Genomic DNA, 11,863 nt, shown 5'->3' with positions numbered 1-11,863 from the left:
TCGCCATTTCCGATATGAATAACGACTATTACGATTCTAAAAATCTAACTATCGCCCTTCACCCTTCAGAAAAACCTCAACGAATGCTGGCTCGTGTTTTAGCTTACTGCTTAAACGCTCAAAGTAATTTAGAGTTTACGAAAGGGCTTTCTACAATTGAAGAGCCTGATTTATGGCATGTTGGCGATGATCAAAGCATTACTCACTGGATTGAAATTGGCGAACCAGAACCAGAAAGAATTAAGAAAGCCTCTCGCCTAGCAAAACACGTGAAAGTCTACACTTATAACACTAAAGCGACGGTATGGTGGGATAAAATGTCAGGAAAGTTCTCAATGCTTCCCGTCAACGTAGAAAGCTTTGACTACGACGCTATCGACTTGATTTGTCAGCACCTTGACCGAGGCACTAGCCTTTCTGTTATGATTACCGGCAGCTCTATTTTTGTTGATATCAATGATCAACACGTCGAAGTAACGGTGAAGGAACTAAAAAGCCATGACGTCTCTTAGTGAACTGAGTCAAGAGATGGGATTCAAAGAAATTCCCTTCGTTAAAGAACATAAAGCGGCAAAGCGACGTTGGTTAAAAGAACAGTCACAACTGTTTACAAAAGTTTGTGAGAACAAACCCACCACAGCGCCTACTCTTCACCTGCTTGGTCTTTTGACTAAGTCGCATATTGAAGCCAGCGCTAACTATGAGCAACATGCGCATTCTGCCCAGCAAATGCAGCAAGTGCTGACTGACTCCTTGGGTGATGAGCACGCGGATAAGTTCACTAACCAGTCCGCAGAAGACCTTATCTTGATAACCCACCTTTGGCTTTATACTCAAGGCTATTTGAATATGGACTTTAGCTTGGCGCACGATCATGCCGAGCAAACTCAGAATACATTGCAACACGAGCTTGTTGTAAAACGCATGGATGTTGATGCATTCAGAACCGAACTGATGCAAAGCTTTTATCTAGGTAGAGAAGCCAGTCCAGCTTCGACTAGCGGTTTTTGGGGCAGGTTAAAACGCTTGTTTTCCGCATAAAATACATGGTTTTATCCATTTCAAACAACTGATAGACTTCACGCTCAATGCAACAAGCATCATGATTGCATTTTTAAAGGACAATTACCCAATGAACATCAAGGGATCATTATGAAGTTTATCCGTTGGATTTTAGGCAAGGTTATCTTATTGCTGAACGCCGTGTTCTCACCTCGTGGTATTAAACGCAGTGCAGAAGAACAACAACGTATTGATGAAAAAGCAAAGCAATACGCACTTTACCAATTTGAAGCTTGCCCTTTTTGCGTAAAAGTCCGCCGTGCAATGAAGCGTCAATCAGTGAACATTGAGCTACGTGATGCAAAAAATAACCCGACTCATCGAGCTGAACTAGAGCAAGGTGGTGGACGAATTAAAGTCCCTTGCCTGCGTATCGAAAAAGATGGCGAAACACAGTGGCTATACGAGTCATCTGACATCGTCGCTTACGTTGAAAAAGAATTTGCCTAAGTTCCCCCTATGAACATTGGCGGATGTAAAAGAGGCACCATACAGGTGCCTCTTTTCTATTCAGTCTAGCTGCTCGTTGCTATGCCTAGCCTTTGGGACCACTCTTCTTGCTCATTCCCATACGGAAACGCCAGTAAATGCATAAGGGCTCAGTGAAAACAATACGACGTAGTTTATCGGCCAACCATCGCCTTACTCATCAACGATCAGCGTTAACTCTACGCGTCGATTACAAGCTTTGCCACTGGCTGTCGCATTACTGCACTGCGGAACATACTCGCCAAAACCTCTAGAAAACACGCGTTGACGAGGAATACTCGTCGCCAGTAGTTGCTTTTCCACTTCACGAGCTCGCTTTTCTGACAACGTGTCATTAAAGCTGGCAGCTCCCGTGCTATCGGCATGGCCATCGATCACGACATCCACATCCGTTCTTCCTGCTAGATAGTGACCAATGTTTCGAATCCAGTCTTGAGATTGCGCTGATAACTGAGCAGAGCCAGTTTGAAAATGCACTTGCTCTTTCAAACGTATCATTAAGTGACCGCCACTGAGTGTCTCATGAGGAATATTGTGCCTGTTCAGAAACATTTCCAGAGAGGTCACATTTTGCGACTTTTTTACTGATGCCCTCTCAGTCTGATACGTGCGAGGTGAAGAAGCCACACTGGAAGCGCTCGGATAGCCCCACTCAGGATGTCTCAGCTCGGTGTTTGTTTTAGGAGCTGTATCTAAAATGTTCCCGCCAGGAACCATGTCTTGATCAAGGCTACTGCACCCAGCCAGAATGCCGCAAACAATTAAAAACCACTGCTTCATACCACTACCAACTTAGAAAAACTCTTGTCCATTGTGTCGACAAAACACGCCAAATCTTTAGCGCTTTTATCCACCGATTGGTTTGTATATGCAGCGTTCATGCCACTGGAATCAATATCAAGTATCTCTCAAATAAAAAGCGATGCCCAAATCCCCCCCTGCAGCCTACACATCAGGAAAAGTCTGTTACCAATCGTCTCACTTTATTGTTATTTAATGGTTTTAGTCACAATCGTTAACCGATAAACTAACGCAAATTTCTTACTTAGAGCATTATTATGTTAAAAACCATATCGAAAGGCTTTGCTGTGATTGCCGCCATGATGGCCTTGTCGGCATGCGATAGCGGCAACACTCAGCCTCAGCAAGGCAAACAATACGAAGTTTTGCCTGTATCTCTTCAAGAATATGATTTGGCGCCATTGACAGAAGCTTTTGCCCTAACTTGCGGCCACTGCCGTTCAATGGAAGAGTTTGTCCCTCAAATCGAATCGCTAACTGAGCAAAGCGTTGAAAAAATGCATGTAACTTTCAATGAGAGTGCACAAGTAAGCGCCATCATCTTCTACACTGCAGTCATGCAACTAGAGTCGACACCTGACAAAGCATTTATGGCGGATCTTTTTGCTGCAGTACAAATGGGTCCTGATGCGACTGCTGAGGAACGTCAAATCGCCGTAGAGAAAGCCTTTGAGTCTCGCAACCTTATCAGCCCTTACCATTTAGATGAAGCACAGCAAAAAACGCTGTTTGAGTACATCACTAAGGCAGAAGCGATCACGACTCGCGGCCAAATTAACTCCGTTCCAGCCTTTATCGTTAATGGAAAATACCAAGTCATTACTGGTGGTCATGACAGCGTCGAAGCCATGGCAGAAACCATTAACTATTTGCTAAAACAACCTAAATAGACAAGGAGCTTACGTGTCTAAATTTTTGTTTCCTCTCATTATTTTTATTCTGGCGGGCTTTTTCATTTACCGTACTTGGACAAACCATAAAGTAGCGGATGAAAACTTTGCGAAAGGCCAAGCATTCTTGCTCGAGAATGCGAAGAAAGAAGGCGTCATTACAACAGAAAGTGGTCTTCAATATATTGTTCTTGAAAAAGGCGAAGGTGAGGTTCACCCAACCGCGACAAGCAAAGTCAAAGTGCACTACCACGGCACGTTGATTGATGGCACTGTGTTTGATAGCTCCGTTAATCGCGGTGAGCCAATTTCGTTTGGTCTTAACCAAGTCATTAAAGGCTGGCAAGAAGGCCTACAATACATGGTCGAAGGTGAAAAAATCCGCCTTTTCGTACCAAGCACGCTCGGTTATGGCAAAAGTGGCTCAGGCCCAATTCCACCAGCAAGTGTTTTGATCTTTGATGTTGAATTGTTAGAGATTCAATAATTCTAGAAACTTTGCATTAAAGCCAAACTATCAAAACCAAAAACGCCGCGAACCACGCGGCGTTTTCTGTTTAAAGAGAGGCTACAAGCCAATATAGTGATCCGAAAGCAATGCAATGAATAACGCAAAAAGGTGATAGATAGAAAATTTAAACGTCTCCATCGCGGTATTGAGCTCTGGCGCGTATTTTAGCTTCCATGCATGGTACATAAAGCCAGCGTTAAGTAGTAACGAGGCAAAAAGATAAACTACGCCAACCATTCCAACCAACACCGGCAGCACACAAACCAACGTCAACAACACCGTATACAACAGAATAGAAGTTTTGGTGTACTCGATACCATGTGTCACAGGCAACATTGGAATATCCACCTTACGATAGTCCTCTACGCGATGAATTGCGAGTGCCCAAAAGTGTGGTGGCGTCCAGATAAAAATGATCATCACAAGCAGCCAAGCATTCGCATGCAACTGCCCTGTTACGGCAGTCCAACCGAGAAGAGGCGGCATCGCACCCGCAATACCTGCAATTACGATATTTTGCGGAGTAGCGCGTTTGAGGTACATGGTGTACACCATCGCATAGCCGAGTAAACTCATCAAAGTCAGCCATGCCGTCAGTGGGTTGACCAGCGCATATAAAAGAACAAACCCTATGACGCCTAACGCTGTCGCAAAGGTTATCACCGATAACGGCTTAGCTTCACCCGATGGCAACGGACGTTTGTGTGTGCGAGCCATTCTCGCATCAATGCGGCGGTCAATCAGGTGATTAAACGCTGCCGCGGAGCCTGCCATCAAACCAATGCCTGTTAGGCCAACCGCCGCCTGCAACCAAGGAAACTCAGTAACAGGCGCTAAACTCATCCCGACAACGGCCGTCACCAGCATTAATGCGACTACTTTAGGCTTCGTTAACTTCAAATAAACGGCACTTAGTCGCTTTCGCTCATTTAACGACAGTGCGATTTCTTTACTCATAGCGAACTCCTTTCGCGGTGTAACTCCAAGCTTTTTTGCCCTGCCACAAATAAAACTGACTCACACAAACAAGACTCAACATAATGGCGGCACCCAAGTTATGTGCCACGGCGACATAAATAGGAAGTTGGAATACAACGTTGCTCACGCCCAACATAATTTGACACGCTAAAGTGAGTAGTAACCATCCTCCAATGCGCTGTGAATGATGGGAATCTTGCCTCATGAGCATAATGCTATAAGCCAATACGACGGTGGCGGTGACAATCGCACCGAGGCGATGCGTAACATGTATGGTCATTCTTGCCGGATACTCCAATACACCAAACTCGTAATTCTCGAATCCGGTTTGCCAGAAAGAAAACGCCTCTTTCCATGAGAGATAACTCATCCAATCTCCCTCACAAATCGGCAGTGAGGTGCACATGAGCGCGGCATAATTTGACGAAGTCCACCCTCCTAGCAGCACCTGCATAAAAACAACCAGAAAAACCAATAATGAGAAGCCTCGCAGCGAGCTGGAAGATGGAGAGAAATAGAGATTATTTTGCGCTTTTAACTGACAGTAAAAAATCGCCTGCAGAACCAGTAAAGTAAAGCCACCAAGCAGATGAAGCATTACGATAACTGGCATTAATTTGAGCGTCACGGTCCACATCCCCAAAAGTGCTTGCCCGACCACCAGTACACTGAGCAGCATCGGAATAGTAGGATTCACGCGCTCAGACCTTATTGATATCACTGTCATGGCAAAAATGACCAAACCCAACGTTCCTGCAAAATAGCGATGAATCATTTCAAGCCATGCTTTCTCATGCTCGACTGCCCGTTCAGGGAAATTAAGATTGGCACGTATTACGTCTTCTTCTTGATGAGGCACACCAAAGTGCCCATAGCAGCCGGGCCAATCAGGGCAACCTAACCCTGCATCAGAAAGGCGAGTATACGCGCCTAACATGATCACCACGAAAGTTAGGAGCAAACTGAATTTAACCAACTGAATTAACTTCATATACGCCCCTTTCTAACCAACTCGTGACAATTTTAAGAGCTTGCGTAAATCCGCCAACATACCTTTGTTGAACGAGACTAAATCTTCATTCGGTTTTGGCGAGTAAGACATCACCAATTGCCCCAGAGGATCAACGATTAACATTTGTCCGGGTTTCACTTTGGCGGTAACCGATTGATTCATTTGCATTGTCGTCATCGATATATCTACGGTACCGGACAACTCTGTCTGCCAAAGCACCGGCACCACACGCTCTTGATATTTTCCTAAAGCGACATGGCTTTGCTGAAGCAGGTAAAGCTGCTGCTTGCATTGTTCTGTGCACTCATTAGGTAAAACATAAGCGAGTTGCCACCTGTGCTCCTTGAGTGGGGACTCTTGACCAAGTAGCTCTAACGTTGTGTATGGTTCAACTAACACACCTCTATTGGTCACACCGCTTTGATACCACCCTTGGGTGAGAATGACCTTAGCGATGACGGCAGGAAGCGCAAACGTACACACCAACGCAATCAACATTAGCCGCCCTTTGGTTACTTTAGATGTCATGCTTCACCTCCATGTGACGCAACTTTCTTTGCCAACGAACAAAAACAATTAAGGTCAATAACAAGAAAACGCCCGCCATCGAAAACCACTGAATCGAATAACCGAAATGCTTGGCGCTGTTGAGCGGCAATGGGTTCCAAGGAAAGTCGTAAGGCCAATTTTTTAGATTGTCCGGCTGCAAGACTGCGGGCATAAGTTCAATATTAAGTAGCTGATTCAGATGCACGATATTAAGGTTCTGCACACGAATGGCATCGCCAACTTCTGGCATTAATTCAGAGCTCAACGGGTTAGCAGATTTTCGGTACAGACGTCCCGAGATAAAGGTCGACACTTCGAGTGTTGTGACGGTTGGTAATATTGAACGATCTGCTATTCCCTCCACAAAACCAAGCTCTAATAATGCATAGGTTCCTGATTCATCACTCATAGAGACAATCTGAAATGCTAAATAGCCCACATTGCCCTGATGCGTTTGGTTATCCAGTAAAATCACGGGAAACGCCTGAGGAACAACATTAGCTTCCACTTTTTTCCCGAGAATGCTGCCTTCTCTCCAATCGTTTTCTTCAAGAACTTCGTCTAATGCTTGGTACGCACTATCCGCTCGCGCAAGAATAGCTTGTTCCAATGCTTGTTTTTCTTGCCCTCTCTCAAACTGCCAAAAACCCAGTTTGACCAAAAGAGAAAACACAACCACAGTTAAACCAACTGCAACCCAAAACCGTTTCGATAGCCATAATTGTCTTGATAACAACAATGATGAAACCGGAGGTGCCATGTCCACCGTATTTCTATTCAAACTGACGCTTGTCCTTTTGCTGCTTTTCATTATCTTCAACCTCGCAAAAGCGCTTATCGAAATGGTTCGTGAAGACCCAGATAATCCCGAAAAAAGAGACAAACCTATGAGTCATTACTTAGGCCGTCGAGTCATGTTCTCCGCTTTAGTTGTTATCCTTCTACTTATTGCGCTCAGTTCAGGCTGGCTAGCTCCGAATCCCCGTCCTTACTAATCGCCCAATGCACCTACAGCACGTACACAAACACAAACAGACATAACCAAACCACATCCACAAAGTGCCAATACCAACTACCAGCTTGGAAGGCAAAATGGTTGTTAGACGAAAAATGATCTTTAGCGATTCGGAGCAATAATACGATTAAGAAAATCGTCCCAAGACAAACGTGCAAACCGTGAAAACCCGTCAGCATAAAGAAGGTGTTTCCGTAGATACCAGATTGCAACGTGAGCCCCATTTCTTGATAAGCATGAGCATACTCAACCGCTTGGTAATATAGGAAAAAGCCCGCAAGCACGATGGTGATTTCCAACCAAACAATCAGTGCCGTTCTTTTGTCTTTTTCAAGGCTTATGTGCGCCATATGCAGTGTAATCGACGACAATAACAGCAAAATAGTATTAGTAAGGGGAATGCCCTGCCACGGCATAGCTTGCGTTGTGTCTCCACCCGGAGTCAGTGTGAGTGGCCACATCGCTTCGAAGGTTGGCCACAAAACCTCGTTGGTCATGAAGTTGTTATCTGCCCCACCTAACCAAGGCACAGAAATCATCCTGGCGTAGAATAACGCACCAAAAAAGGCACCAAAAAACATCACTTCAGAAAAGATGAACCAGCTCATCCCTTGGCGAAAAGAACGAGTAATTTGCGAGCTGTACTTTCCACTCAGTGACTCAGTAATCACATTACTAAACCAGCCCGCCAACATGTAAAGCAAGAACAGAAAGCCTACCGCTAGCACAATGCTACCAATGGTTCCCACAGCCCCTTCACTTTGTGTCCCCTGAACGGTCATGCCTGCACCAACGGCAACTAAAAATAGAGCAAACGCACCGATGATCGGCCAGCTACTTTGAGCGGGAACATAATATGTTCCTGGCTTGTTACTCATAATTTCTCTCCTTACTGACCAGCCTTGGTCTGTATCTCTCTCCTTGAGTGGCTAAGAACCTGTAGGAGGGGGAAGTTTATAGAGTGTGTATGACAGCGTTAACGTGTGTATCGACTCCGGTAAGTCCGGTTCGATATAAAAAATCAACGGCATTTGAGCTTGTTGTTTGCCATCCAAAGGCTGTTGGTTAAAACAAAAGCACTCAATCTTATTGAAATAAGCGGCACCATTCCCGGGAGAAACAGAGGGAACGGCTTGCCCTACCAACTTCTGCCCGCTTTCATTAAATGCAAGGTATTCGGTTTGCACGACTTCACCGGGATGAACGTCCATCGAAATCACTTTGGGTTTAAACTCCCAAGGCATATCGGGGCTTACATGCGCCATAAACTCCACGCGAATGGTTCGACTCATGTCCGGTTGCATACCAGTTGGTTGAATGGCGGCCACTTCACTTGTTTTTCCATTGATACCCAGTGCATCGCACATTACGTCATACAATGGGACAAGTGCGTAGCCAAACCCGAACATCAAAAGGGTCGCTAAAAGCAACTTCACTGTGAGCTTTTTGTTTGATGGATTCGGTTTCATCTCACTCACCCTATTCGTTTCTAATCGACTTTAGGCGGCGTAGTAAACGTATGATGGGGCGCCGGGCTTGGCACTGTCCATTCTAAGCCCTCCGCACGTTCCCACGGTTTTGTAGCGGCCTTTTCACCGCCACGAATACACTTAATCACCACCCATAAAAAGATCAATTGTGACAACCCAAACGCAAATCCACCAATGGAGACGATTTGATTGACATCAGCAAACTGAATAGCGTAATCCGGGATACGTCTTGGCATACCCGCTAAACCTAGAAAGTGCATCGGGAAAAACAAAACATTAACTGAAATAATCGAGCACCAGAAATGCCACAAACTCAGTTTGTGGTCGTACATATTGCCTGTCCACTTAGGTAGCCAATAGTACGCAGCCGCCATAATCGAGAATACAGCACCAGATACCAACACATAGTGGAAATGCGCAACCACGAAGTAAGTGTCATGATATTGGAAATCCGCCGGCACAATCGCCAGCATCAACCCTGAGAAACCGCCAATCGTAAAGAGCACAATAAAGGCAATGGCAAACAACATTGGCGTTTCAAATGTCAAAGCCCCACGCCACATGGTGGCGACCCAGTTAAAGACTTTCACCCCTGTTGGTACCGCAATCAGCATGGTGCAATACATAAAGAAAAGCTCTGCAAAAACTGGCATCCCCGTTGTAAACATGTGATGCGCCCACACAAGGAAAGACAACAACGCAATGCTGCACGTCGCGTAAACCATCGAATGATAACCAAACAGCTTCTTGCCACTGAAAGCAGGAAGGATGGCAGAAATGATGCCAAACGACGGTAAAATCATGATGTACACTTCTGGGTGACCAAAGAACCAAAAGATGTGTTGGAACATCACCGGGTCACCGCCACCAGCAGCATCAAAGAAGCTAGTCCCGAAATATTTGTCGGTAAGAACCATCGTCACCGCACCTGCTAATACCGGCATAACCGCGATCAACAAGAAAGCGGTGATTAACCAAGTCCAAACAAACATTGGTAACTTGAACCAAGTCATTCCCGGAGCTCGCATATTTACGATCGTCACGATAACGTTTATCGCGCCCATAATGGAGCTGATCCCCATGATGTGAACAGAGAATACAAACAGCGCGGTGCTATCTGGGCCATAAGTCGTGGACAGCGGAGCATAGAACGTCCAGCCAAAATCGGGGCCGCCGCCAGGTAAAAACAACGAGCTCAATAAAATAAGAAATGCAAAAGGTAGAATCCAAAAGCTCAAGTTGTTCATGCGAGGTAGCGCCATATCTGGAGCCCCGATCATCATTGGAATCATCCAGTTAGCAAGGCCCGTAAATGCTGGCATCACAGCACCAAACACCATCACCAAACCGTGTACCGTAGTCATTTGATTAAAAAACTGTGGATCAACCAGCTGAAGTCCAGGCTGGAATAGTTCGGCACGAATGACCATCGCCATCGCACCACCAGTCAGAAACATCGCGAAACTAAACCAAAGGTACAGGGTGCCAATGTCTTTATGGTTTGTGGAATACAGCCAACGAGCAATACCTTGGGGAGCATGATGATCATGGCCATCATCAATCGCAATGGTACTGTTTGCACTGGCTTCCGCTGGAGCAGACTTCACTGCCTTATCTATTGGCTTACTCATATTTCCTCCTTAGCACTGCCTTGTGCCTTAAAGGCATTCACATCGGATGCTTGCAACGTATCGCCAGTGTCGTTGCCCCATGCATTTCGCTGATATGTAATGACAGCGGCAATTTCTTTGTCACTTAACTGGTTCGAAAAAGACTGCATTGCAGTGCCCGGACGGCCATTCACAATCACATCAATGTGCTCTGAAATTGGGCCTGTTGCGATAGGGCTGCCCTTAATCGCGGGAAATGCACCCGAAATCCCCTCACCATTAGCCTGATGGCACACAGCACAACGCGCCGTGTATATCGACTCGCCCTGCGACATCAACTCCTCCATGGATAAGTCTTGAGAGAGCGCTTCTTGTGCCGCCGCTTTTTGAAGTGCTATTTCTTCCTTCTTACTCGCTAACCATTCATCAAACTTTTCTTCTTCCATCGCATGCACCACCACCGGCATGAACCCGTGTGCACGACCACATAGCTCCGCACATTGACCGCGATATACGCCTGGCTCATCAATTCTTGTCCATGCTTCATTAATAAAACCAGGGATGGTGTCTTTCTTGACAGCAAAATCCGGCACCCACCATGAGTGAATGACATCATCAGAAGTCATCAAAAAACGCACTTTGCGATTCACAGGCAACACCAAAGGGTTGTCTACTTCCAATAGATAATGCGCGCCTTTTGTCTCGATACCATCAATTTGCTTTTGGCTGGTGGCAAGCAAACTGAAGAACTCAACATCTTCACCAAAATAGCTGTAATGCCATTTCCATTGCGAGCCTGTGATCTTGACCGTGATATCTGATTGGCTTGTGTCTTCCATTGCGACTAAAGTTTTCGTTGCGGGAATCGCCATGGCGACAAGAATGATTATAGGTATGACTGTCCAAATAATTTCCACTTTTGTACTTTCGTGGAAATGTGCGGCAACTGCTCCTTTTGACTTGCGATGACGAAAGATGGAATAGAACATGACACCAAATACAATCAAAGCAATTACGCAGCAGATATAGAAAATCAGCATATGTAATTCATACACTTGCCCACTTATCGCTGTGACCCCTTTGGTCATGTTGTAGTCATTTTCCTTTGACCAACTGAAAGAGGAAAATGTGATTAAAATCACATTCAGTGATAAGGCTAGAGTAGTCGTTAATCTTTTCAAAAGATCTCTCCTCTGCTCAGCCGCTACGCTTGCGCGAGCTTCCTTGCGTCCCGATGCAAATATCGAACAACTTTACGAAAAATCACAAAAACTACGATTTCGACACGGTTTGTTATATTTATGTTAAAAGGCTAGTTATAGTTCCAAGGTTCTTCAAGAAATTAAATATGATTAAATTTTGTTCGGATAAGAAAAATTCATTCGGTTTATCGATTGCCCTCTTTGAAATGTAATTGAGAACCATTTACATTAATTTAAAAGAAATCATTGAGATA

Annotated in this window: 15 protein-coding genes; 6 read left to right on the top strand and 9 right to left on the bottom strand. The window is 45.2% G+C overall.

Annotation, left to right across the window (positions count from 1 at the left end):
* The 3 genes from CAG69_RS13675 to CAG69_RS13665 form a co-directional block, all read left to right on the top strand.
* On the top strand, positions 1–512 hold a 512-nt coding region (locus CAG69_RS13675; RefSeq protein ID WP_161444688.1), incomplete at its 5' end, for a YaeQ family protein.
* A complete protein-coding gene (locus CAG69_RS13670; RefSeq protein WP_114322891.1) occupies positions 499–1,041 on the top strand; it encodes a hypothetical protein in 543 nt (180 codons plus the stop codon). The genes CAG69_RS13675 and CAG69_RS13670, both read left to right, overlap by 14 nt.
* A gap of 111 nt (positions 1,042–1,152) precedes the next feature.
* Positions 1,153–1,512, top strand: coding sequence for a glutaredoxin family protein (locus tag CAG69_RS13665; RefSeq protein ID WP_053809555.1), 360 nt, complete (start codon positions 1,153–1,155; stop codon positions 1,510–1,512).
* Positions 1,513–1,704: 192 nt separating this feature from the next.
* Here CAG69_RS13665 and CAG69_RS13660 read toward each other — a convergent pair whose 3' ends face one another.
* A complete protein-coding gene (locus tag CAG69_RS13660; RefSeq protein WP_161444686.1) occupies positions 1,705–2,331 on the bottom strand; it encodes an OmpA family protein in 627 nt (208 codons plus the stop codon).
* 278 nt (positions 2,332–2,609) lie between these two features.
* On the opposite strand from CAG69_RS13660, the gene CAG69_RS13655 reads away from it, so the two are divergent.
* Both CAG69_RS13655 and CAG69_RS13650 read left to right on the top strand, forming a co-directional pair.
* On the top strand, positions 2,610–3,242 hold the full coding sequence (locus tag CAG69_RS13655) for a thiol:disulfide interchange protein DsbA/DsbL (RefSeq protein WP_139060015.1): 633 nt from the start codon (positions 2,610–2,612) through the stop codon (positions 3,240–3,242).
* Between the two features lie 13 nt (positions 3,243–3,255).
* Positions 3,256–3,729 (top strand): FKBP-type peptidyl-prolyl cis-trans isomerase, encoded by a 474-nt coding sequence (locus tag CAG69_RS13650; protein ID WP_005391162.1) that lies wholly within the window; start codon positions 3,256–3,258, stop codon positions 3,727–3,729.
* An 81-nt stretch (positions 3,730–3,810) separates the two neighbouring features.
* Here the strand turns inward: CAG69_RS13650 and cyoE are convergent, their stop codons facing one another.
* The 4 genes from cyoE to CAG69_RS13630 are packed head-to-tail and all read right to left on the bottom strand — an operon-like array spanning position 3,811 to position 7,103.
* The gene (cyoE, locus tag CAG69_RS13645; RefSeq protein WP_161444684.1) at positions 3,811–4,710 is read right to left on the bottom strand and encodes a heme o synthase; all 900 of its coding nucleotides are present in this window, start codon (positions 4,708–4,710) and stop codon (positions 3,811–3,813) included.
* Positions 4,703–5,722, bottom strand: a complete 1,020-nt coding sequence (locus CAG69_RS13640) for a COX15/CtaA family protein (RefSeq protein WP_161444682.1) — start codon at positions 5,720–5,722, stop codon at positions 4,703–4,705. Before CAG69_RS13640 ends, cyoE begins: the two co-directional genes overlap by 8 nt.
* 12 nt (positions 5,723–5,734) lie before the next feature.
* Positions 5,735–6,271, bottom strand: a complete 537-nt coding sequence (locus CAG69_RS13635; RefSeq protein ID WP_161444680.1) for a cytochrome oxidase biogenesis cluster protein — start codon at positions 6,269–6,271, stop codon at positions 5,735–5,737.
* Positions 6,261–7,103, bottom strand: a complete 843-nt coding sequence (locus CAG69_RS13630; protein WP_237668076.1) for an SURF1 family protein — start codon at positions 7,101–7,103, stop codon at positions 6,261–6,263. The genes CAG69_RS13635 and CAG69_RS13630 overlap by 11 nt, the downstream gene beginning before the upstream one ends.
* On the opposite strand from CAG69_RS13630, the gene CAG69_RS13625 reads away from it, so the two are divergent.
* Positions 7,051–7,287, top strand: coding sequence for a DUF2909 family protein (locus CAG69_RS13625; protein WP_005391169.1), 237 nt, complete (start codon positions 7,051–7,053; stop codon positions 7,285–7,287). The two genes, CAG69_RS13630 and CAG69_RS13625, sit on opposite strands and share 53 nt — an antisense overlap.
* Before the next feature lie 13 nt (positions 7,288–7,300).
* On the opposite strand, the gene CAG69_RS13620 is transcribed toward CAG69_RS13625, so the two are convergent.
* The 4 genes from CAG69_RS13620 to coxB are packed head-to-tail and all read right to left on the bottom strand — an operon-like array spanning position 7,301 to position 11,588.
* Positions 7,301–8,185, bottom strand: coding sequence for a cytochrome c oxidase subunit 3 (locus CAG69_RS13620; RefSeq protein ID WP_161444679.1), 885 nt, complete (start codon positions 8,183–8,185; stop codon positions 7,301–7,303).
* Positions 8,186–8,236: 51 nt separating this feature from the next.
* Positions 8,237–8,776: a cytochrome c oxidase assembly protein gene (locus CAG69_RS13615; RefSeq protein ID WP_005391173.1), complete on the bottom strand. Its 540-nt coding sequence runs from the start codon at positions 8,774–8,776 to the stop codon at positions 8,237–8,239.
* A 20-nt stretch (positions 8,777–8,796) separates the two neighbouring features.
* On the bottom strand, positions 8,797–10,428 hold the full coding sequence (gene ctaD, locus CAG69_RS13610) for a cytochrome c oxidase subunit I (protein ID WP_161444678.1): 1,632 nt from the start codon (positions 10,426–10,428) through the stop codon (positions 8,797–8,799).
* Complete coding sequence (coxB, locus tag CAG69_RS13605; protein ID WP_161444677.1) at positions 10,425–11,588, bottom strand: cytochrome c oxidase subunit II; 1,164 nt, start codon at positions 11,586–11,588, stop codon at positions 10,425–10,427. The genes ctaD and coxB overlap by 4 nt, the downstream gene beginning before the upstream one ends.
* Between the last annotated feature and the right edge of the window lie 275 nt (positions 11,589–11,863).

Origin of the sequence: Vibrio sp. V43_P6S15P86 (genome assembly GCF_009904725.1) — a bacterium.
Classification (GTDB): domain Bacteria; phylum Pseudomonadota; class Gammaproteobacteria; order Enterobacterales; family Vibrionaceae; genus Vibrio; species Vibrio diabolicus.
This window is presented reverse-complemented; position numbering and strand designations above follow the sequence as displayed.

What these genes read in the sequence shown, in the direction of transcription:
- CAG69_RS13640 (WP_161444682.1), bottom strand. Translation starts at nt 5,722, where the DNA reads ATGAAGTTAATTCAGTTGGTTAAATTCAGTTTGCTCCTAACTTTCGTG.
- ctaD (WP_161444678.1), bottom strand. Translation starts at nt 10,428, where the DNA reads ATGAGTAAGCCAATAGATAAGGCAGTGAAGTCTGCTCCAGCGGAAGCC.
- CAG69_RS13655 (WP_139060015.1), top strand. Translation starts at nt 2,610, where the DNA reads ATGTTAAAAACCATATCGAAAGGCTTTGCTGTGATTGCCGCCATGATG.
- cyoE (WP_161444684.1), bottom strand. Translation starts at nt 4,710, where the DNA reads ATGAGTAAAGAAATCGCACTGTCGTTAAATGAGCGAAAGCGACTAAGT.
- CAG69_RS13625 (WP_005391169.1), top strand. Translation starts at nt 7,051, where the DNA reads ATGTCCACCGTATTTCTATTCAAACTGACGCTTGTCCTTTTGCTGCTT.
- CAG69_RS13660 (WP_161444686.1), bottom strand. Translation starts at nt 2,331, where the DNA reads ATGAAGCAGTGGTTTTTAATTGTTTGCGGCATTCTGGCTGGGTGCAGT.
- CAG69_RS13630 (WP_237668076.1), bottom strand. Translation starts at nt 7,103, where the DNA reads ATGAAAAGCAGCAAAAGGACAAGCGTCAGTTTGAATAGAAATACGGTG.
- CAG69_RS13615 (WP_005391173.1), bottom strand. Translation starts at nt 8,776, where the DNA reads ATGAAACCGAATCCATCAAACAAAAAGCTCACAGTGAAGTTGCTTTTA.
- CAG69_RS13670 (WP_114322891.1), top strand. Translation starts at nt 499, where the DNA reads ATGACGTCTCTTAGTGAACTGAGTCAAGAGATGGGATTCAAAGAAATT.
- CAG69_RS13665 (WP_053809555.1), top strand. Translation starts at nt 1,153, where the DNA reads ATGAAGTTTATCCGTTGGATTTTAGGCAAGGTTATCTTATTGCTGAAC.
- CAG69_RS13620 (WP_161444679.1), bottom strand. Translation starts at nt 8,185, where the DNA reads ATGAGTAACAAGCCAGGAACATATTATGTTCCCGCTCAAAGTAGCTGG.
- CAG69_RS13635 (WP_161444680.1), bottom strand. Translation starts at nt 6,271, where the DNA reads ATGACATCTAAAGTAACCAAAGGGCGGCTAATGTTGATTGCGTTGGTG.